A 21,970-nucleotide genomic window follows, 5' to 3' on the forward strand; every position below is an offset into this window, starting at 1 on the left:
CCGAAAACGACGAAGGGCCCCTCGTCGCGATGACGAGGGGCCCTTCGGTGGTATCACCCGCAGGTGACTCCGAGACTACTTAGTTGTAGGTTCCCGGTGTTGAGTCATTTGAGCTGAAGCTGTCGAAGTCGACGAAGCTCAAGTCGCTCTCGCTGAGGCTTGCGTCATCAGCGAAGATGCGGTTGGGGTAACGTTCGGCTTTCGCCTCTTCCGTTGCCTCGACCGATACATCGCGGTAGCGCGGCAATCCCGTACCAGCCGGGATGAGCTTACCGATGATGACGTTCTCCTTGAGTCCCATGAGCGGGTCAGACTTGCCTTCCATGGCCGCCTGCGTAAGAACGCGGGTGGTCTCCTGGAACGACGCGGCCGACAGCCACGACTCGGTTGCCAGTGAAGCCTTGGTGATACCCAAGATCTCCTGACGCGCGGATGCCGTTGCCTTGCCCTCGGTGAGTACCGACCGGTTGAGGTCGTTGTACTTCGAACGATCAACAAGCTCACCAGGAAGCAGACCGGTGTCACCGTGGTCAACAACAGTCACCTTGCGGAGCATCTGACGAACGATGACCTCAATGTGCTTGTCGTGAATCGGTACACCCTGCGAACGGTAAACGCCCTGAACACCATCAACAAGGTGCTGCTGAACGGCACGGACACCGCGGACTCGAAGAACTTCCTTCGGGTCAACGTTTCCGACGTGCAGCTGCTTGCCGAGTTCTACGTGCTCGCCATCCTCGATGAGGAGGGTTGCGCGACGCAGGATCGGGTAAGCGATGGGCTCGTCGCCATTGTCTGGCGTGAGGATCAGCTTGCGACTGCGGTCGGTGTCTTCAATCGTGACGCGACCAGCGGCTTCTGCGATGGGGCTTGCACCCTTAGGGGTACGAGCTTCGAAGAGTTCCGTAACGCGGGGAAGACCCTGCGTAATGTCGTCTGCCGAAGCAACACCACCGGTGTGGAAGGTACGCATGGTCAGCTGGGTACCGGGCTCACCGATCGACTGTGCGGCGATAATTCCGACAGCCTCACCGATGTCAACGAGGAGACCAGTTGCGAGCGAGCGGCCGTAGCAGACTGCACACACACCAACAGCGGACTCACACGTGAGCACCGAGCGAACCTTGATGCTGTGAACTCCAGCAGCAACCAGCTTCTCGAGCAGAACGTCTCCGACGTCGGCGCCAGCCGAGGCTACAACTACGCCCTTGTCGTTGGTGGCGTCAGCAGCGAGGCTGCGTGCGTAGACCGAGTTCTCAACGTTGTCGTCGAGGATCCACTTGCCATCAGCGTTCTGAGCTGCGATCGGCATGTCGAGTCCCTTGCCGGTGCCACAGTCGTTTTCACGAATGATGACATCCTGCGACACGTCAACGAGTCGACGCGTGAGGTATCCCGAGTCTGCGGTGCGCAGTGCGGTGTCAGCCAGTCCCTTACGGGCACCGTGAGTCGAGATGAAGTACTCGGCTACGGTCAGGCCTTCCTTGTAGGAGTGAACGATCGGGCGAGGAATGATCTCACCCTTCGGGTTCGATACCAGTCCACGCATACCGGCGATCTGACGAACCTGCATCCAGTTACCACGAGCACCAGACGACACCATGCGGTTGATGTTGTTGTCAGTGCGGAAGTTTGACTGCATGGCAGTTGCCACTTCTGCGGTTGCCTTGTTCCAGATCTCGATGAGCTCCTGACGACGCTCAGCGTCGGTCGTGAGTCCCTTCTCGAACTGGCCCTGAACCTTGGAAGCCAACTTCTCGTAGCGACCGATGATCTCGGGCTTGTTCGGCGGGGTCACGATGTCAGACAGCGCAACGGTTACACCGGAACGAGTAGCCCAGTGGAAACCAGCATCCTTGATCGCGTCTAGAGCCGCAGCTACATCTACCTTCACGTACCGCTCAGCGAGGTCGTTGACGATGGCCGAAATCTGGCCCTTGTCAGCGAGTGCCTCAATGTACGGGTAGTCCTTCGGAAGCGCCTCGTTGAAGAGGGCACGACCGAGGGTCGTCTCCATGAGCTTGGACTGACCCTGTACGAAGCCCTCAGGGGCATCTTCTTCAGAGAGGTACACGTTGTCGAGACGCAGACGCACCTTGGCGTTGAGATCAAGCGAGTGCTGATCGAACGCGAAGATCGCTTCAGCAACCGACGAGAACGCACGGCCTTCCCCAGCAACGCCTTCCTTGAGCGTGGTCAGGTGGTGCAGTCCGATGATCATGTCCTGTGTTGGCAGGGTCACCGGGCGACCGTCAGACGGCTTGAGGATGTTGTTGCTTGCGAGCATGAGGATGCGAGCTTCAGCTTGCGCTTCCACCGACAGCGGGAGGTGAACAGCCATCTGGTCACCGTCGAAGTCAGCGTTGAATGCAGCACAGACGAGGGGGTGAAGCTGGATAGCTTTACCTTCAACGAGCTGAGGTTCGAATGCCTGGATGCCCAAACGGTGCAGGGTTGGTGCACGGTTCAGCAGAACTGGACGCTCGCGGATGATCTCTTCGAGTACGTCCCAGACCTGCGGACGTGCACGCTCAACCATGCGCTTAGCGCTCTTGATGTTCTGCGCGTGGCTCAAGTCGATAAGGCGCTTGATAACAAACGGCTTGAACAGCTCGAGAGCCATCTGCTTCGGGAGACCACACTGGTGCAGCTTGAGCTGCGGTCCAACAATAATCACCGAACGACCGGAGTAGTCAACGCGCTTTCCGAGCAGGTTCTGGCGGAAACGACCCTGCTTACCCTTGAGCATGTCGCTCAAGGACTTGAGGGCACGGTTACCAGTACCGGTGACGGGGCGGCCACGACGACCGTTGTCGAACAGTGCGTCAACGGCTTCCTGAAGCATGCGCTTCTCGTTGTTGACGATGATCTCGGGAGCACCGAGGTCAAGGAGGCGACGCAGACGGTTGTTGCGGTTGATCACACGACGGTAGAGGTCGTTGAGGTCAGAGGTCGCGAAGCGGCCACCATCCAACTGGACCATCGGGCGAAGCTCCGGAGGAATAACCGGAACAACGTCGAGCACCATTGCGGCCGGCGAGTTGCCGGTCTGCAGGAACGAGTTGACTACACGCAGGCGCTTGATGGCGCGGATCTTCTTCTGACCCTTGCCGTTAGCGATCTGGTCGTGCAGTTCAACGCTCTCGAGTGCAAGGTCGAATGCCTGAAGGCGCTTCTTGATTGCCTCGGCTCCCATGAATGCCTCGAAGTAGCTTCCGAAACGATCCTGCAGTTCCTGGAAGACGGAATCCTCAGGCTTGAGGTCACCAATCTTGAGGCTGCGGAAGTCATCCCAGACACGCTCGAGCTGTGAGATCTGCTCGTCGATCGACTTGCGCAACTGAGACATCTCTTTCTCAGCTGCATCCTTGACGCGACGCTTCTGGTCGGCCTTGGCACCCTCTTCTTCTAGGGCGGCGAGGTCTTCCTCGAACTTGGTCAAGCGCTCGGCAATGCGGGAATCGCGCTGACCTTCAAGCGTCTTGATTTCGAGACGGATCTCGTTCTCAAGCGCAGGCATGTCAGCGTGACGGCCCTCTTCGTCGACCGAAATGATCATGTAGGCAGCGAAGTAGATGACCTTTTCGAGGTCCTTCGGTGCCATGTCAAGCAGGTAACCGAGACGGCTCGGAACACCCTTGAAGTACCAGATGTGAGTAACCGGAGCAGCAAGCTCAATGTGACCCATGCGCTCGCGGCGCACAGCCGACTTGGTTACTTCAACACCACAGCGCTCACAAACGATGCCCTTAAAGCGGACACGCTTGTACTTGCCACAGGAGCACTCCCAGTCACGGGAAGGACCGAAGATCTGTTCGCCGAACAGACCATCCTTCTCCGGCTTAAGTGTGCGGTAGTTAATGGTCTCTGGCTTTTTAACCTCACCATGCGACCAGCGACGAATGTCGTCGGCGGTAGCGAGACCGATTTTGATTTCATCAAACGCGTGAACGTCGAGCAATTTATCTTCTCTCTTCGAAAGTTCTGCAGTCGGTTTCGGTCTGGTTAAATCTCGTCAACAGACGAGGACTCGAACCGGGCTGAAATATTGATGCCCAACTCTTCGGCGGCGCGGAAGGCTTCGTCATCCGTGTCGCGAAGGTTGACCGTTGAGCCGTCGGCCGAAAGAACTTCGACGTTGAGGCACAGCGACTGCATTTCCTTGATAAGAACCTTGAAGCTCTCGGGGATACCGGGCTCCTGAATGTTCTCGCCCTTAACGATGGCTTCGTACACCTTGACGCGACCGAGGATGTCGTCCGACTTGATCGTCAGAAGCTCCTGCAACGCGTAGGCGGCACCGTAAGCCTCGAGCGCCCACACTTCCATCTCACCGAAGCGCTGTCCACCGAACTGAGCCTTACCACCGAGTGGCTGCTGAGTAATCATGGAGTACGGACCGGTTGAACGAGCGTGGATCTTGTCGTCAACGAGGTGGTGCAGCTTGAGGATGTACATGTAACCGACCGAAACGGGAGCCGGGAACGGCTCGCCAGAACGACCATCGAACAACGGGGTCTTACCCGAAGAGTCGATGAGACGAACGCCGTCACGAGTAGGAGTCGTTGAGTCAAGAAGACCCGCGATTTCCTCTTCGTAAGCACCGTCGAATACGGGGGTAGCAACCTTGGTGCCTGGCTCAGCCTTGTAGGCCTCCGCTGGCAGGTTCTTAGCCCACTCCGGGTTGCCTTCAACTTCCCAACCCTGCTTCGCAACCCAACCGAGGTGAGTTTCGAGTACCTGACCGAAGTTCATTCGGCCGGGGATACCAAGCGGGTTCAGGATGATGTCAACCGGGGTTCCATCAGCCAAGAACGGCATGTCTTCGACAGGCAGAATCTTGGAGATAACACCCTTGTTGCCGTGACGACCAGCGAGCTTGTCACCTTCGGTGATCTTGCGCTTCTGGGCGATGTACACAACAACACGCTGGTTGACGCCAGAGCCAAGCTCGTCATCGTTGTCTGCGGAGAATTCCTTGACAGCGATGATCGTTCCCTGCTCACCGTGGGGAACCTTCAGCGAGGTGTCGCGAACTTCGCGGCTCTTCTCGTTGAAGATGGCACGGAGCAGTCGCTCTTCAGCCGAAAGCTCAGTCTCACCCTTAGGCGTGACCTTGCCGACGAGGATGTCGCCTGGGCGAACCTCAGCACCGATACGGATGATTCCACGCTCGTCGAGGTCAGCCAAGAGTTCTGGGCTGACGTTCGGCAGATCGCGCGTGATCTCTTCTTTACCGAGCTTGGTGTCGCGAGCATCCACTTCGTATTCTTCGATGTGGATCGACGACAGTACGTCATCCTTGACCAAGTTCTGGCTCAAGATGATGGCGTCCTCGAAGTTGTGACCCTCCCACGGCATGAATGCCACGAGGAGGTTCTTTCCGAGGGCAAGCTCGCCGTTTTCGGTTGCGGGACCATCAGCGATGACCTGACCGACTTCGACGCGCTCTCCAGCACTGACGATAACGCGGTGGTTGTAGCTCGTGCCCTGGTTAGAGCGGTTGAACTTGCGCAGGAAGTAATCCTGCGTTCCACCCTCATCAAGCTGAACAACAACGATGTCTGCAGAAACCTCAGAGACAACACCGGGCTTGAGGGCAGTGACAACGTCACCGGAGTCAATGGCGGCGAAGGCTTCCATACCGGTTCCGACAAGCGGGCTCTCGCTGCGCAGCAGCGGGACAGCCTGACGCTGCATGTTGGCACCCATGAGTGCGCGGTTTGCATCGTCGTGCTCGAGGAAGGGGATGATCGAGGTCGCTACCGACACCATCTGGCGCGGCGAGACATCCATGTAGGCAATGTCTTCAACGGGAACGAGGTCAACCTCGCCACCCTTCTTACGCGCAAGCACGCGAGGCTCAGCGAACCTCATGTCCTTCGTGAGCGGTGCGTTTGCCTGCGCGACGATGTAGTCATCTTCATCGCTGGCAGTGAGGTAATCGATCGTGGTCGAAACAACACCGTCAATGAGGCGACGGTACGGGGTCTCGATGAAACCGAAGGCGTTAATACGTGCGAACGATGCGAGCGAACCAATCAGACCAATGTTGGGGCCTTCAGGAGTCTCAATCGGGCACATACGGCCGTAGTGAGAGGGGTGAACGTCTCGAACTTCAACACCAGCGCGTTCACGGCTCAAACCACCCGGGCCCAGCGCCGAAAGGCGACGCTTGTGGGTCAGGCCCGCGAGCGGGTTGTTTTGGTCCATGAACTGCGAGAGCTGCGAAGTACCGAAGAACTCCTTGATCGCAGCGACGACGGGGCGCACGTTGATCAGGGTCTGCGGGGTGATCGCTTCGATGTCCTGCGTTGTCATGCGCTCGCGAACAACACGCTCCATACGGCTGAGGCCGGTACGAACCTGGTTCTGGATGAGCTCACCAACAGCGCGGATGCGACGGTTGCCGAAGTGGTCGATGTCGTCAATGTCGAGACGAACGTTGACCTTCTTGCCATCGCGGACGCCCTTGACACTGGCTACTCCGCTGTCACTAACCGAGACACTGGGTGCCGAGTTGTCGTGAAGAGAAACCATGTACTTGATGGTCGCGATGATGTCTTCAACGGTGAGCACCGACTCTTTAATGTCAGTGTCGAGACCGAGCTTGCGGTTGATCTTGTAACGACCAACCTTCGCGAGGTCGTAGCGCTTGGAGTTGAAGTAGAAGTTGTCAAGAAGCGCGCGTGCGGCTTCAGCAGCAACCTGCTCGCCTGGACGAAGCTTGCGGTAGATGTCCTTGAGCGCTTCTTCCTTGGTGAGGATGTTGTCTTTCTCCAAGGTGGCTTCGATCGATGGGAAGCCCTTGAATTCTTCAAGGATTTCTTCGCTCGAGAGGCCGAGGGCCTTCAGGAAGACCGTGACCGACTGCTTGCGCTTGCGGTCGATGCGAACGCCGACCTGGTCGCGCTTGTCGATCTCGAATTCAAGCCAAGCACCACGGCTCGGGATGATGCGAGCCGAGTAGATGTCCTTGTCGGACAGCTTCTCGGGCTGGCGGTCGAAGTACACACCAGGCGAACGGACGAGCTGCGAAACTACTACGCGCTCGGTTCCGTTGATGATGAAGGTACCGCGAGCGGTCATGAGCGGGAAGTCGCCCATGAACACGGTCTGAGTCTTGATCTCACCGGTGAGGTGGTTCATGAACTCGGCGTTGACATACAGGGGAGCAGCAAAAGTCTTGCCGCGCTCCTTGCACTCATCGATGGAGTACTTGGGCTCTTCGAGCTCAGGCTCCGTAAACGACAACTGCATCGTCTCGCCGAGGTCTTCGATCGGTGAAATCTCTTCAAAGATTTCATCGAGACCACTACGAGTTGGCAGATCGGTACGACCAGCGGCAACACCGTCAGTTACACGGTTCTTCCAGATGTCGTTTCCGACCAGCCAATCAAAGCTCTCGGTCTGCAACGCGAGCAGATCGGGAACCGTTAGCGTGTCAGTGATTTTTGCGAAAGAAAGCCGCGAAGCTGAGCGGCCGTTTTTCGGGGACTTATTGGTGGACGCATCGCGCGCAGCAGCCAAGGAACAACCTCCGTGAACCCCGTCGGGTTCGTCTGTCAAGATAATTGACGGTCGGTAATGAAATGCTCACCAGAAACACCCCGCCGCTATACTCGGGGCACCCAGCTGTCCGCAATATGACTGCTTAATTTGTCTGGGAGCGCAAGGATCTACTATAAGCCGGTTTGCCGCGCCGTGTCCACCCGATTCTTGACCAAATTCACGATTTCGGCTAGGGGTTTGCTGTGAGTCCCGAATTACGCTTCTTGGCGGCCAGCGCTCCGAATGCTTCCCAGATCAAACGGTGGGCATTATTCACCGTGATATCGGCGTGGTCATAGGCCGGGGCGACCTCCATGACATCGAAACCAACGACATCCATTTCGAGCACAATTTGGCGGATGATACGCAGTAGATCAATGGGAGCGAAGCCACCGGGCTCTGGCGTTCCTGTTGCCGGCGCGAAACCAGGGTCGAGTACATCGATGTCGATCGAAATATAAACCTTGGATGCCCGAGCCTTCGCCGCAGCAATGATGTCGGGAATGACGGCCTTGACGCCGCGCTCCCAAAACTCTTGCATCATGAAGTGCTTGAGACCGTTGTCGCGCATCCACTTCTGATCTTCTTCGCCAGGCCAATAGCCACGCAGCCCGACCTGCAAAAAGTTGGGGCCAGGAATCGCACCAGACTCAATGAGTCGGCGCATGGGCGTTCCGTGGCTGGCGAGGTTGCCCTCAAGAATGTTTGCGGTGTCGGCGTGCGCGTCGAAATGGATCATCACGACATTGCCGAAACCGTGATGCTCGGCGACCGCAGTCGCTGCCGGCCAGGTGATTGAGTGATCCCCTCCGATGATGAACGGCACGATGCCTCGACTCGCCACTTGCGAGACGCGCTCGTGGATGGCCGCCTTCGATAGCTCCCACATACCGTGACTCGTAATGGCATCCCCATAGTCGACAACATCGAGATGGTCGAAGATCTCAACACCGAGATCGAGATGATAGGTGCCGGGGTCATAGGCGCTAGCCCGCAACGCCCGTGGCCCGAAGCGTGCACCAGGGCGGTTAGTGGTGCTGTCATCCCACGGTGCACCCACCACGGCGACATCGGGCATCCACGCATCGAGCTCTTCAGGCTCGCTCAGCATCGGCCGCATGCCAAAAGTTGCGGGGCCAACATAGGACTGGGCGTTCAGCTGTGCTTGCAGGTGAGGAGGAAGCTCACGGTTCTTATCGGCCATGCTTCACCGTAGCGTTCACCGCCGAGCCTCACGAAGAGGCGGCACCGACGACAACAAGACTGTGGCAAAGTCAATGACATGGCCGAGCATCCGACAATCACCTTGAAACTCAGCGGCCACCTTGCCGAGATTGCCCCCGACCGGTGGATTGACGGCTCCTACACACTTACCGTTGATGGCACCCCGCAGTCACACGTGAACATGGACGACCCCACCCAGCTGTTCTTTGAATACGTGCAGCGCATGGGGCACGTCATTGACCAACTCACCGAATCAGGGGCCCCCATCACCGCGGTGCACCTCGGCGGCGGCGCATTGACGCTCCCCCGCTATGTTGAGGCCACCCGCCCCGGCTCACGCCAACAGGTCGTTGAGTTGGAATCGGATCTCGTCGACTTTGTGCGCACGGAACTTCCCTGGTCAAAGCAGGCATCCATCCGTGTGCGCCATGGTGATGCGCGTGAAGTGCTCGCGAAGTTCCCGCCTGGCTTGCGCGGTGCCGTCGACCTGCTCGTGGTCGATATCTTTAGTGGCGCCCGCACCCCGGCCCATGTCACCAGTCTCGAGTTCTACACAGAAGCCACGACTTTGCTTGCACCCGAGGGAGTGATCGTTGTGAATGTCGCCGACGGCCCAGGGCTTGCGTTTGCGCGAAGCCAGGCGGCGACCCTCAAGCACACCGTTGGTCATGTGGCTGCGCTCGCTGAGACTCAAATTCTCAAAGGCCGACGTTTCGGCAATATCGTGCTCATGGGTTCACCTTCTGCACTCCCCCTGAATTGGATGCCGCGGCTCTTGGCCGGCGGACCGCACCCCTCAAAGGTGATTGCGGGGGTTGAGCTGCTCGACTTTATTGGCAGTTCTCCGGTCGTAACCGACCAAACTGCGGTCAAATCACCCCCTCCGGCAAAAAGTATTTTTCAGGTCAAGCCCGGCCGTAGGTAGACCGTTCCACCCCTCTAAGGATCTTGTACCCCAGTTTATTTAAGACTTTCGGGGTACAAATCTGTCCCCCCAATTGCCTATTTCCGACAACTTTCGCGCAAAATCGGGGTATTTCGTACCCCAAATAGAAATGGCTAGTCCCCCATCATGCGGACTAGAATTGCCCCCCATTACTGGGGACTGTCCTCCATAGTGAGGACAGGTAGATTCGATTCAGAAGTTGAACGCGAGCCCCGAAGCTTGCGCAGGAACCCGAAACCAGCACACAGCTTCTTGAATCCCGATAACCCGAACCTCAATCACTCCCGGTCAGCATCGCTGCGCCGCGAAAGGAAATCATGAACAAGCTCGTTAAAGGCTCCATCGCAGGCGCAGCAGGAATCGCATTGCTCCTCGGTGGCGCGGGAACACTCGCAACCTGGAACTCCGCAGTAACGGTCAGCGCACCGGGCAGCATCACCGCAGGAACGCTCGACATCGTCGCAGCAACAGGTGCGACGGACGGCTGGAAGCTCGGCTCCGCAGCAACCGTTGCCTCACCTGCTGGCTTCAAGATCGTTCCCGGCGACACCGTCACCTACACGAAGACCTTCAACGTCACCGCAACCGGCGACAACCTCACCGCAGGAATCGCCCTCGGCACGCTCGCAATCGCACCGGTCAACTCGGCAACCGCTGCAGACACCGCCCTTGCAGCAGCGCTCACCAAGTCGGCAACCTTCACCGTCAATGGTGCGACCGCGACGAGCATCAGCCCGGCCGCTGGTACACAGCCGGTAGTTGTGACCGTCACGATCACGTACCCGAAGAGCACAACCGCTGGTGCCGAGAATGGCTCGAAGACCGGCGCTGTTTCGCTCAGCAACTTCAGCATCACGCTCACACAGAACTAGTTTTACCCGGCTGGGTGTGCGCCCTGAGGGACGCACACCCAGCAGTTTTCCTTGCTTCACTCTCATCTAGATTTCACCTGAAAGGCGGTGCACCATGAACTCTTCACCAGTTCGCGGATTGCGCCGTCTTGACGTGATTAACGGCCGCAAGAAGAGCCGCTCCACTTCGCCGCTCACCCGACTGGGCGCTGGCGCATTCGGCATCGTCAAGGCTGCAGCAATTCTTGCGATTACCGTCTCCCTGGGCCTCGTCGGCACCGGCGGCACCTACGCCTACTTGAACTCCTCAGTAACCGCAGCCCCCGGATCGACCATCAGCGCAGGCACCGCCGCCCTGACCGTCGGCTCACAAACCCTCAACTGGACTGCACTTGCCCCTGGCAAGTCAGTTACCGGAACTTTCACAATCACCAACACCGGTGACGTTCCCCTCACACTTTCTGCGACAATCGCAGCAACCATGACTCCCGCTGCGACCGCAAATCCCTTCACCATCACGGTGGCCAACGGCGCCTGCCCCGCCTCGGTTGCTCCTTCCGGAACTCTCAACAGCACGATCGCCGCTGGCGCGACAACGAGCGCGTGTCTCGTGGTGACTCTTCCTGCGAACGCACCCGCGACAGCACAGTCCGCAAGTGCAGCAATCGTGGCAACGATCGCCGGAGTTCAGCCATGATTCGCCACACAGCGGGCACAGCATCCGCCGAAGGCCGTGGCATGAAGCGTTCAACTCGCATGTCGTTGATTGCCGGCGTTGCGGTGTTCCTCACTCTGGTCTCTGGCGTGAGCTTTGCGGCCTGGACAGCCTCGTCCTCAAAAAATGCAACAGCGACGGCCGGTGCGGTCTCGGTGACGACAGCAGTTGCTTCAGGCGCCGCCACGATTACCGCCTTCGGCCCTTTTACCTACACCTCAACGAATCAAACCGTGACCAAGCCAATAACCGTGCGCAACACCGGCTCGGTTGAAGCGTCGGTGAGCAGCATCACGATCACCCGTTCGGGCACGCTTGCCGGCAACCAGATCGCCGTCAAGTTCTGGGCTGGCACGAGCGCCGCCTGCGCCGCAACGACCCCGGTCGTCTCAACGACGCTCAGTGGCGGAACAGTATCGCTGACAACCTTGAACATGACGGTGGCTTCTACCGGATCAGCATTCTTGTGCGCCTCCACCAGCTTCACCGGCAGCATGACTACCCAGGCCGGAAAGTCGACGAGCGCAACATTTGCGGTTAACACCACCGCCGGAACCAACTGGAATGCGACCGACTCCCTCGCCGCAGCAAGCCGCACCTTCGCGCAGGTTATCTTTATCACTACCGTTCCTAACGCGCCGACCAACACCCAGTGTGTTAACGAGCGGGACCAGAACGTGATTACGATCTCGTGGAGCACCCCGAGCGGGTTTACGACACCCAACGGCGGCTACAACGTCTATTGGCAGGGCAGCTACCTCGCGAACACCTCATCGAACTCCATGGGTCTGCAGGGTAGCGGTGTAACGGGAAACCTCACGGTTCGAGCAGTCGCATCAGACGGAACGGAGTCCGCGGACTCAGCCAATATCCCCGTTGAACCTCGTTCATATAACTGGTGGGGACAGGGCTCGGGGCTCTCATGCGGATAGCAACCCGCCGGACATCCGGACTAGCGATTCTGGTGGCACTAAGCGCGATGCTTGGTGCCACACCTGCAAGTGCTGCCAGTGGTGCCGGGGTGGTTGAAGTTAGCGATGACGGCGTCAACTTTTCACGCATCTACTCGGCCGCAGTCTTTGACAACATTGCCCGGCTGAGCCCAGGCGATAGTCAGTCCGAGACGATCTACGTTCGCAACACGGGCACTGTCGACGGCTACTTGCGCATCACCATGCGCGAGGTGAACTTCTCCGACCAGCACTACGGAAACGCGCTGAACCTGACCACGAGCACTCCAGCGATAGCCGGCACAGCGAAAGCGATCAGTTCAGCGAATCCGTGCCAGGTTGTTCACGAGGGCACCGTTCTTGCGCCGGGCGAAATCGTCCCGGTTACGGCAACGCTGGCTTTGGGAAACCTCAGTGGCACCGACGGTCAAGGGGCAACCGCATCCCTCTCACTGCGATTTGCACTCTCAGACACAACACCGGGTGCCTTGCCCCTCACTCAGTGCGACAGCACAGGCACAACGGTTCCGCTGACCCCGACGAGCCCTGGCGCATCAGACCCCCGCGCACCGGCAGGCACGCTATCTGGCGCTCTCATCGTGCCCGCTCCGAGCCCAAGCCCGACACCTGCCTCACAACCCGACGGAGCAACGGATGACGGAGCACTGCCCGCCCTGCCGTCAACTTTTAGTCTCGACCCCAATACGTGGCGGCTCTACGAGGAGTACCTTGTACTCATTCTGGTGCTGGCAGCAATGATCGGTGCCGGGATCTCATGGTTCGTCGGTCGGCGCTCACGAAAGGACACGGAAGATGCCTGAGCTCACCGCGCGAGCCAACGCTCGTAAGACAGAACGGGCAGAAGAAGAGAAGCCAAAAAGCTTGCTCTACTACCTCGGTGTTGGCATCAGTGCTGGCCTCTTCGGACTCGTGCTGTTGGTTGGAGCACTCGTCATAGTGATTCCGAATCTCGCCGGGGCCCTTCCACTTACCGTGCTTACGAGCTCGATGGAACCGGGTCTTCCTCCGGGAACACTCATCGTCGTCAAGCCCATCGACACCAATGACATTGAGATGGGTGATGTCATCACCTACCAAATCGAGTCTGGCAAGCCAGGTGTCATCACTCACCGCGTCTCCGGCATCACAAATTCAAGCGATGGAGGCCGCACCTTTACCCTCAAGGGCGACAACAATGACGTCGCCGACGAACTTCAAGTGCTGCCCATTCAAGTGCAGGGCAAGCTCTGGTACAGCGTTCCGTGGATCGGAAACGTGAGTAACTTTGTGAATGGCGAAGGCAAAACGTGGCTCGTTCCCCTCATCGCGGTTGCACTCTTTATCTACGCCGGATTCATGATCATGAGCGGATCGATCTCTAGCATCCGCAAGCGCAAGCGCCGCCGTGCTCGTGCCGAACGCGAAGCCGAGCGCGAAGCATCCATCGACGCTGTGACTGCAGCGGATGCCGTAGAGCCTGTCGACAATCGTGTGCGGTTGGGCTGACCCACGTCGATTAGCCTCAATAGGTGGCCGATCTTTCCCGAGTGCGCGTGTGGGCTGACGCGCTCATCCGACTTCATCTGACTGACGAGTGGCAGTTCACCTTCGATAACGCCAAAACGCGTGCCGGCCTCTGCAACTACACCCACAAGCGCATTTCGGTCTCAAAATACTTGGCCGCCCGCTATGAGGATGATGAGATCCACCAGGTCTTGCTTCACGAGATTGCTCATGCCATGGCAGGGTCGGGAGCCGGCCACGGAGCCCGCTGGAAGGCTGTAGCCAAGGAACTCGGCTACGAAGGAAAACGACTTCACAGCGGAGCGATAGCCGACGAGTTCGCACCATGGGTAGGTTCATGCCCCGCGGGCCACCAGCATTACCGGTACCGCCAACCCACGCGGGTGCTCGCGTGTGGTCTCTGCGCACGCAAATTCTCTAGCGCCAACCGCATCGAATGGGTGCACCGCACCGTCTCCCGTAACCGGCGATAATGGTTAGGTGCAACATCCCGATACTTCTGCTCTCGCCGGCGGCACACGCACCACCGGCACCTCCACCCCCGCTGGCGCTACTGGCCAATGGTTCACGTCAAGCACGTCACGACAGTGGTGGTTCGACTCGGGCTCGCGAGCCCTCGACTTTGCCTACACTGGCGCAATGGGCAACAACCCGGACTGGGAAAAGTTGCACACCCCCAGTGACCTTGCCACCTGGCTTGACGAACGTTTTGACGCTTCGGATGGCACCGTCAGCGAGCGCGACCTGACCGACGCCACCGGACTGCGTCACGCAATCGCAACTATTGCTACCGCGTTAAGCGTGAACGAGACTCCTGATCCTCAACAGATCGACGTCATCAATCTCTTTGCCGCGACACCGGATGTTCCGCCGCGACTTGCGGGAGGTGGAATGAAGGCTGGCCGAACCACTGTTCGCACCGGGCAAGCACTCTCGACAATGGCCCGCGAAGCCGTCTTCCTGTTCGGTAAAGAACAACATGAACGAATTCGTGAATGCGCAGCCGACGATTGCGCTCTCGTCTTCTACGACGAATCGCGTTCCAATAACCGCCGCTGGTGCTCGATGCAACGCTGCGGCAACCGCGCAAAAGTGCGCAGCCACCGTGCCCGAAATGCGGCACGCTAACTGCGCACAATGCGAGGTTCCGGCCTAACGACGGTTCACGTTCACGATCGAACGCAGGGTCGCTAACGGGATACGGTCAGTTGTCGATTAGTCGACGAACTGAACCTCTTTCCAGAACGTGACGTAGTTGGAGAAGTCCTTGCCAACCCGCTCGGCAGCACCCGGAAGAATATCGGGGTAGCTGAAGGCGCGATCCTGGAACTTCTGGCCGTTGGCGCTAACGGTGAAGTACTGGCAGTCACCCTTCCACGGGCAGTGGTACGGGGTTGGGCTCTTTTCCAACAGTTCATGGTTCACACTGGCCGGCGGAAAGTACCAGTTGCCCTCAATCTTGAGGAGATCTTCCTTCGGTGCTTCTGCGATGACGGTGCCGCCAATTACTGCCTTCATACTGTCCTCCATTGAGTCGGTGTTGGTGATTCAGTGTCTGGTGAATCCAACGCTCGAGGAACAAGCGTCATTCCCGAACCAGTTCCCCACTGTGCCGAATGATGGCAAAACTAGCTGCAGCGTTGCTGACAATTGCGGCATCCAGTAATTCGCGTCCGGCATCCTGAATGAGCTGCTGGCCAGCGGTGCTCGCCGACAAGAGGTGATTGTGGGCAGGCTTCAAGGTCGTAAAGGCAGCGACGGCGGATGCTGCTTCCGGAGAAATGTAATCAATGCCAGCGTCGGCGAGGGCATCGATGATCGCTCCGGCGGCCAGGAGGTCGTCGACGGTGAAGCCTCCATCGGCGTCGCCAGCGGCGATGACAGCGACGGTGAACCGGTCACCTTTGAGTTCTTGTTGCGCAATGACCCAGTCGGCGACAGCTGTTGCTGCCCCGGTTCCGGCGCGGAGAATCGAGAACGATTCGGGCAGCTCGGGAACGGGCGTCGAGCCGTCGGCAAGAGCATCCGCCCACACCACAACATCGGCGCCGGCACTCAGCTCGAGCGCCTGACGGCGGCCAAAGCCAAAACGGACCTGATACTGGGGTTGGGTGCGGGGATCGTTCACTCAACGAGGTTAAAGCCAGAGCGGGCGGCAAGCATGTTTGGTTACCGAATGTGACACCAGAAACACCGTTGCTACGCGGCAGAGCTGCCCGGGACTACAGCGATCTTGCCCGCCCCGTGGGCCGAGGCGATCTGGTCGATGGCCGCAGCAACGCCATCGAGGCCCACGACGCGCTCGATGGCGGGAGTGATCTGCCCCGAAGCGAGGAGCTGCGCGAGGAAGGTGAGATCCTCTGGCGTTGGGCTGGCCGTGAACTGGTGGAAAGTGGCATCCGCTCGCTTAAACGCAAAACCCATGCGCATGAGATGGAATACCGGGCCAACCCACCGATTTTTCATCGGACCGCTGACCCCAACGAAGCGGGCACCTGGCGCCAAAATGCTGCGCACTTCGGCGGCACTCCGGTTGCCCATGATGTCGAAGACAACGTCATACTGACTGTCGTCAGCACTGTAATCTTCGGTCTCGTAATTGATGACGCGTGTTGCTCCGAGCGCTTGCGCTTGCTCGGCGTTGCGGCCGCTACACACAGCGGTAATCTCCGCCGCCCCGAGTAAACGCGCGATCTGGACCGCGAAAGTGCCCACTCCGCCCGCTGCCCCATTGATGAGCACGCGGTCGCCAGGCTTCACTGCCCCGTGGGTGCGTAAGCCCTGCAGTGCCGTCAGCCCGGCCACCGGAGTCGCGCCCGCCGCCACAAAGTCGACCCCCTTCGGCAGTTTCACGAAATTCTTGGCTGTGCCAATGGCAAATTCTGCAAAAGCCCCACCCGAAGCTTCACCGAAAACGGCATCGCCGACCGCAAAATCTGCGACACCGTCACCGACCGCAACGACAACGCCCGCAACATCCGCCCCCGGGGTCTGTCGCTTCGGGGTGCGCAACCCCATCACCAAACGCACAAACAGCGGCGTGCCACTGAGGATGCGCCAATCAAGGGCGTTGGCAGAAGACCCAAGCACCCGCACAAGAAACTTGCCTGGTGCCGCCGAGGGCGTCGGTATCGTCTCGATCGAGAGAACATCTGTACCGCCGTACTGCCGCGCCATAACAGCAGTCATGGTCGCTGGAACGGTTGACGACGAGGTTGACGGCGCGGGTGACGGCGCGGTCGTTGGCACCGGATGCGCGTTGCCCGAGTTGTGCGAGGAATCATTCGAATCTGGGCTTGCGGGCTGAGAAATAGACATCATGGCTCCTGCCGAATCGATGCGTTCAGTGTACTTTCAGGGCCCACCGGCACAACAGGCAGGCTACACCGGGGGCTGGATTGGTGGGCGACTGGATAGGCGAGACCACTGGATAGGCGAGACCAGTGGATTCGTGAGAGCAGTGACTAGTGAGACCAGTGGATTCGTGAGAGCAGTGGATTCCTGACTCAGACGAGCGCAAAATAGGAGCATGCGTGTTCTCCTGAAGCTCGTACTCGATTGCGACCCCGATGATGCGTGGCGCGCCATCCGCAGCCCCCACGTTTTTCGCGAGGTTTCTGCCCCTCTCACCCAGTTCACGTCGCTTGAGGTTGGCGGGTTTCCTGAGCTGTGGCAGCCGGGCGAGCATCCGGTGCGCATGTCTGCTTTCGGGTTGTGCCCCGTTGGTCAGCAAGTGATCGACGTGTCGTACCCGCAGATGCCTGATGGTGTTCGCGTGATGCGCGACAGTGGGCGAGGCCTCAGTGGTCCTCTCGCTCTCGTCGATCAGTGGGAACACTCCATGGCAATCAGTCACGCTCCCGGGGGCAAAACTCTCTACCGCGATCAACTGATTTTTAGCGCTGGTGTGCTTACTCCCCTGCTGTGGCCGCTCTATTGGGCGTTTTGGCAGTGGCGTGGGGCAGCGCTTCAGCGTCTTGCTCCGACATGGGGTTGGGGCACAACAAGGCGAACTAATCTGAGTCTTTAGGTTGGCCGTTGTGGCTTCAGCCGTCGGCTCGTGAGCCGAATCGTGGGCGCGAAAGGACAACGCGGTGCCTCGACTGCGGCGGAGTAATACAACAGGGCGCGGCTATTCGCGCGTGCGATCAGGGCGAGGCTTCAGCTATCGCGACCCGGATGGTGCAACGGTTACCGAAGCCGCCCTCAAGGCGCGCTTCGGGGCGTTGGGTATCCCGCCAGCGTGGACTGATGTGTGGATCTGCCCCTACGAGAATGGTCACGTGCTGGCCACCGGTTTCGATGAAGCTGGCCGGCGGCAGTACATCTATCACCCGGCCTGGCGTGAGCGTCAAGATCGTGTGAAGTTCGATCGTGCCCTTGAGCTTGCGGCCGTGCTTCCCGCCGCTCGCGGTGTTGTTACTCGCACGCTGCGCTCAAGCGAAGACCCTCACCTTCGCACTCTTGCGGCAGCATTTCGGATGCTCGACACCGGCTCGTTGCGTGTCGGCAGCGAACGCTACGCCGAAGAGCACGGCAGCCACGGCCTCTCCACTTTGCTGTGCGATCACGTCACCGTGGTTGGCGACCGCGTGCAACTCTGCTTTCCCGCCAAAAGCGGCCAACAGTGGGAGAGCGAAATTGTGGATGCTGACCTCGCCGAGTTCATCCGGCGGCGCCTGCGCAGCGCTCCAGACGCGTCAGTGCTGTCGTGGCGAGAAGGCCGCGAGCGCCGGTCGCTGACCGCGGCCGACATCAACGACTATGTTCGCGAGCGCACAGGCGGCGACTTCACGGCCAAGGACTTTCGCACGCTTCGTGGCACTGTTGCTGCGGCATCAAGTTTGGCGGTGAGCCTAGCGGTAAGCACTGCAGAAGGCGGCCCGAAGCAGAGCCAGCGGGCACGCTCGCGGGCGATTCGGGAAGCAATGGAGGCAGCCGCTGAGGTGCTCGGCAATACCCCCGCGATCGCCAAGAAGAGTTACGTCGACCCCCGCATCGTCGACCTCTTCTCGGCGGGCGAGACCATCGACCCGCAGCGACTCACCTCTGCCGAAAGTGAAGTGCGCGAGCTGCTGACCCGCAAGGCCTAGGCAAGGCGGCCACGCATGGCGAGACCAAAACACAAGGGAGAACAACACCAAGCTCGCTGTCGGCTGCGCGAGATAACCTGAAACCATGACCGCACTTCAGGTAGCCGACTGGCGCCGCCGCAACTTTGCTCTCTACGCCGCCCTCCGCGAGAACCCGGATGCCGCGAGCGCCCACGCCGACTGGCGTGCGGGACGAGATGAGATGTTTGCCACGCATCCAGCTTCGCCGCTGTTGCCTGGGGACCTGCGCGACTTTAAGGGGCTGCCGTTTGAGGCGTACGATCCCGACTGGCGTTTCGAGGCATCCATTGTTCCGGGCGACGGTCGTCGCATGGACGTCGAGACGGGAACGGATGGCGTAGTGCCGTTTGACCTGCTCGGCACGGTCGAGATCGACCAGGTCGGCACGCTCGATGTGTGGCGTCTTGCCTCGTACGGCGGCGGCATTTTCATCCCCGTGAAGGATGCGCTCTCTCGCGTTAAGGGCGGAACCTACGGCGGTGGCCGCTATCTCCTCGACACCGTGAAGGGTGCCGACCTTGGAGCGGGCAGCACGCCAGAGTCACTCGTGCTCGACTTCAACTTTGCCTACAACCCGTCCTGCGCTTACGACCCCGCGTGGGCGTGCCCGCTCGCGCAGGCTGGCAACACTCTGGCTGTGCAAGTGCCGGTAGGTGAGCGCTACTAGGGGCATAACTGCTAGGGTTGCAGTACTTGCGAAACAATTATGTTTCCCTGCGTCGTAGAACGCTTCCCTCTTCTCGTCCACGTCAATCAGAAACGTGTGGCTCGTAGATAACTTTCTCCGGCGGACTGGAGTCATCCGCGCCGAACGAAAGTTCGAGATCTGACCTGTGTGCCGCACCCGTGCGAAACGCCTGATTGGGTCGGTGTAGATCAGCTCAGTGCCGTTCCTCGTGAACTGCGACTGAGCTTTCTGAACCTGTGCGCCTCCGGTGTAACGCCCATCTGTTACTTATGCCTGAAAGGCACCATTACTTTGACTGATCACACTTTTAGCTCGCTCGGCGTACCAGCCGCGCTTGTTGCTGCACTTGAGGCCGACGGCAAGACGTCGCCCTTCCCCATTCAAGTTGACACGCTTCCCGACACCCTCGGTGGTCGCGACGTGCTCGGCCGTGGAAAGACTGGCTCGGGCAAGACCCTCGCTTTCGCTCTTCCCATGGTTGCTCGTCTCGGCGGCAAGCTCGCCGGTGGCAAGCGCCGCCCGGGTCGCCCGCTCGGACTCGTCCTTGCACCAACCCGTGAACTCGCAACGCAGATCTCTGCTGTTATCGAGCCTCTCGCTGCCGCGTATGGCCTCAACACCACCACGATCTTCGGTGGCGTAAGCCAAAACCGCCAGGTTGCGGCCCTCAAGGCTGGCGTCGACATCGTTGTTGCCTGCCCCGGTCGCCTCGAAGACCTCATGAAGCAGGGCTTCGTGAACCTCGACGCCATCGAGATCACCGTGCTTGACGAGGCCGACCACATGGCCGACCTTGGCTTCCTGCCCGTTGTGACCCGCATCCTCGACAAGACCCCGAGCAATGGACAGCGTTTGCTGTTCAGTGCCACCCTCGACAACGGTGTAGACAAGCTGGTTCGCCGCTTCCTCCACAACGAGGTACTGCACTCGGTTGACGAAGCAACCTCGCACGTCTCGGCCATGACCCACCACGTCTTCGAGACCGAAAGTGTCGAATCGAAGCGCGTTCTTGTTGAGAAGCTCGCTTCGGGTACCGGCCGCCGCATCCTCTTCATGCGCACCAAGCACCACGCCAAGAAGCTTGCGCGCCAACTCATCGACGCCGGCATCCCCGCGGTTGACCTGCACGGAAACCTCTCGCAGGTTGCCCGTGACCGTAACCTCGCCGCCTTCTCCGCCGGTGACGTCAAGGTGCTTGTCGCCACCGACGTTGCAGCGCGAGGCGTGCACGTGGACAACATTGAGCTGGTCATCCACGTTGACCCGCCAGCAGAACACAAGGCATACCTGCACCGCAGTGGCCGTACCGCTCGTGCCGGAGAAGAAGGCGACGTCGTGACGATCGTTCTTCCGACCCAGCGCAAAGACACCGCAGCACTGTTGCGTAAGGCCGCCATCACGGTGACCCCGCAGCACGTGAACGCAAAGTCGGATGCCGTAACCGCGCTTGTCGGAGAGGTCGCGGAATACGTGACCCCCGCTCCTCGCGCAGCAGCACCCGTTCGTGGCCAGTCACAAGGTGGACGCTCGCAGGGCGCAAATGCCCAGCGCAAGCGTGTTCGTCGTGATGACAATGGCGGCGGCCGCGATGGTGGCCGTGACGGCGCTCGCGAAGGTGCCCGTGGTGGCGCTCGTGAGGGTGCCCGCGGTGGCGCTCGTGGCGGACAGTCGCGTGACGGACAGGGTCGCGATGGCCAGGCTCGTGACGGACAGGCTCGTGACGGACAGTCGCGCGGCGGCAACGCTGGAAACGGCGGCCGTGGCGGTCAGCAGCGCAACGATCGTCAGGGTTCAGGCCGCGGCGCAGTCGTAGCTGGTGCCGGTGCTGGAGAACAGCGTTCAACTCACCAGCCACGTCAGCAGCAATCCGACGCCCCTACGCGTCCGCGCGGTGGCAAAGGCCGCGCGCAGGCCGGAGGCGGACCCGTTCGCGTAGGCCAGGTAGTGCGACCCAACCGTCGCGCATCCAGCAGCGGACGCTAAGTCCTCTCGCTACTTAGCGCTAGTCGCTAGTCGCTAGCAACACAGCTTTACCGTCTCAGGGCGGCGAGTTTTCCCCAGCACTGATGGGCGGAGACTCGTCGCCCTGAGGTGTTTAACGGGGTGCCTGTGGCGAGGTGCTGCGGGTTTCGCGGGGTGAGTTTCGCGGTGCGGGTTTCGCGGCTCGTGCTGGCGCAACCTGTCCTTGCGTGGCTGCCGCTGCCGCTGGCGCAACGTGTAGTGGCGCAACTTGAGTTCGCAGCGGCGCCCCTTCGGAAATTCAGGAGATTTCGTATCGCCGCTTGGCTGCTCGCCGATAAAGGCCCGGCATTGCGGGCATCCGCGCTCGACGGCGTTTCTGGCCGGCCGAGTTTTCCTGAGTTTCCGAAGGGGCCACGCCTTGGGGCAACGCCTCTAGGCAACACGG

General features: G+C 59.8%; 18 protein-coding genes. 12 read left to right on the forward strand and 6 right to left on the reverse strand.

Translation table 11 applies throughout. The annotated features are described in order from the left end of the window. Nucleotides 1-79 precede the first annotated feature (79 nt). The 3 genes from AC061P_RS11900 to speB all read right to left on the reverse strand — a co-directional run bounded on the left by AC061P_RS11900 (nt 80) and on the right by speB (nt 8,755). Nucleotides 80-3,961, reverse strand: coding sequence for a DNA-directed RNA polymerase subunit beta' (locus tag AC061P_RS11900; RefSeq protein WP_449647470.1), 3,882 nt, complete (start codon nt 3,959-3,961; stop codon nt 80-82). A gap of 44 nt (nt 3,962-4,005) precedes the next feature. After that, a complete protein-coding gene (rpoB, locus tag AC061P_RS11905; protein ID WP_449647471.1) occupies nt 4,006-7,530 on the reverse strand; it encodes a DNA-directed RNA polymerase subunit beta in 3,525 nt (1,174 codons plus the stop codon). Nucleotides 7,531-7,741: 211 nt separating this feature from the next. Continuing rightward, nucleotides 7,742-8,755, reverse strand: a complete 1,014-nt coding sequence (gene speB, locus AC061P_RS11910; protein WP_449647472.1) for an agmatinase — start codon at nt 8,753-8,755, stop codon at nt 7,742-7,744. A 78-nt stretch (nt 8,756-8,833) separates the two neighbouring features. Here speB and AC061P_RS11915 point away from each other — a divergent pair, with 78 nt between their 5' ends. The 8 genes from AC061P_RS11915 (at nt 8,834) to AC061P_RS11950 (ending at nt 14,889) form a co-directional block, all read left to right on the forward strand. Further along, complete coding sequence (locus AC061P_RS11915) at nt 8,834-9,700, forward strand: spermidine synthase (protein ID WP_449647473.1); 867 nt, start codon at nt 8,834-8,836, stop codon at nt 9,698-9,700. A 338-nt stretch (nt 9,701-10,038) separates the two neighbouring features. Next, complete coding sequence (locus AC061P_RS11920; RefSeq protein WP_449647474.1) at nt 10,039-10,593, forward strand: alternate-type signal peptide domain-containing protein; 555 nt, start codon at nt 10,039-10,041, stop codon at nt 10,591-10,593. Nucleotides 10,594-10,687: 94 nt separating this feature from the next. Continuing rightward, nucleotides 10,688-11,269 carry a TasA family protein gene (locus tag AC061P_RS11925; protein WP_480391273.1) on the forward strand — a complete coding sequence of 194 codons (582 nt, stop codon included), beginning with the start codon at nt 10,688-10,690 and terminating at the stop codon, nt 11,267-11,269. Further along, nucleotides 11,266-12,219, forward strand: a complete 954-nt coding sequence (locus AC061P_RS11930; protein WP_449647476.1) for a hypothetical protein — start codon at nt 11,266-11,268, stop codon at nt 12,217-12,219. Before AC061P_RS11925 ends, AC061P_RS11930 begins: the two co-directional genes overlap by 4 nt. Next, nucleotides 12,210-13,058, forward strand: a complete 849-nt coding sequence (locus tag AC061P_RS11935) for a hypothetical protein (RefSeq protein WP_480391274.1) — start codon at nt 12,210-12,212, stop codon at nt 13,056-13,058. The genes AC061P_RS11930 and AC061P_RS11935 overlap by 10 nt, the downstream gene beginning before the upstream one ends. Then, a complete protein-coding gene (locus AC061P_RS11940; RefSeq protein WP_480391275.1) occupies nt 13,051-13,743 on the forward strand; it encodes a signal peptidase I in 693 nt (230 codons plus the stop codon). The genes AC061P_RS11935 and AC061P_RS11940 overlap by 8 nt, the downstream gene beginning before the upstream one ends. Before the next feature lie 23 nt (nt 13,744-13,766). Next, a complete protein-coding gene (locus tag AC061P_RS11945) occupies nt 13,767-14,234 on the forward strand; it encodes a SprT-like domain-containing protein (protein ID WP_449647479.1) in 468 nt (155 codons plus the stop codon). A 7-nt stretch (nt 14,235-14,241) separates the two neighbouring features. Next, the gene (locus AC061P_RS11950; protein WP_449647480.1) at nt 14,242-14,889 is read left to right on the forward strand and encodes a CGNR zinc finger domain-containing protein; all 648 of its coding nucleotides are present in this window, start codon (nt 14,242-14,244) and stop codon (nt 14,887-14,889) included. 87 nt (nt 14,890-14,976) lie between these two features. Here AC061P_RS11950 and AC061P_RS11955 read toward each other — a convergent pair whose 3' ends face one another. From AC061P_RS11955 to AC061P_RS11965, 3 genes are all read right to left on the reverse strand, one after another. Further along, nucleotides 14,977-15,279, reverse strand: coding sequence for a DUF427 domain-containing protein (locus AC061P_RS11955; RefSeq protein ID WP_449647481.1), 303 nt, complete (start codon nt 15,277-15,279; stop codon nt 14,977-14,979). Between the two features lie 67 nt (nt 15,280-15,346). After that, nucleotides 15,347-15,889, reverse strand: coding sequence for a 2-phosphosulfolactate phosphatase (locus tag AC061P_RS11960; RefSeq protein ID WP_449647482.1), 543 nt, complete (start codon nt 15,887-15,889; stop codon nt 15,347-15,349). Between the two features lie 71 nt (nt 15,890-15,960). Next, entirely contained in the window at nt 15,961-17,082 is a 1,122-nt protein-coding gene (locus tag AC061P_RS11965) for an NAD(P)-dependent alcohol dehydrogenase (protein WP_480391276.1), read from the reverse strand. 208 nt (nt 17,083-17,290) lie between these two features. Between AC061P_RS11965 and AC061P_RS11970 the strand changes: the two genes are divergently transcribed. The 4 genes from AC061P_RS11970 to AC061P_RS11985 all read left to right on the forward strand — a co-directional run bounded on the left by AC061P_RS11970 (nt 17,291) and on the right by AC061P_RS11985 (nt 21,546). Further along, nucleotides 17,291-17,791 (forward strand): hypothetical protein, encoded by a 501-nt coding sequence (locus AC061P_RS11970; RefSeq protein ID WP_480391277.1) that lies wholly within the window; start codon nt 17,291-17,293, stop codon nt 17,789-17,791. A 64-nt stretch (nt 17,792-17,855) separates the two neighbouring features. After that, a complete protein-coding gene (locus tag AC061P_RS11975; RefSeq protein ID WP_480391278.1) occupies nt 17,856-18,854 on the forward strand; it encodes a DNA topoisomerase IB in 999 nt (332 codons plus the stop codon). 85 nt (nt 18,855-18,939) lie between these two features. After that, nucleotides 18,940-19,542, forward strand: coding sequence for a DUF1684 domain-containing protein (locus AC061P_RS11980; RefSeq protein ID WP_480391279.1), 603 nt, complete (start codon nt 18,940-18,942; stop codon nt 19,540-19,542). 312 nt (nt 19,543-19,854) lie between these two features. Beyond that, on the forward strand, nt 19,855-21,546 hold the full coding sequence (locus tag AC061P_RS11985; protein WP_480391280.1) for a DEAD/DEAH box helicase: 1,692 nt from the start codon (nt 19,855-19,857) through the stop codon (nt 21,544-21,546). Nucleotides 21,547-21,970: the final 424 nt, after the last annotated feature.

This window comes from Rhodoglobus sp. G.S.4 (genome assembly GCF_056619605.1).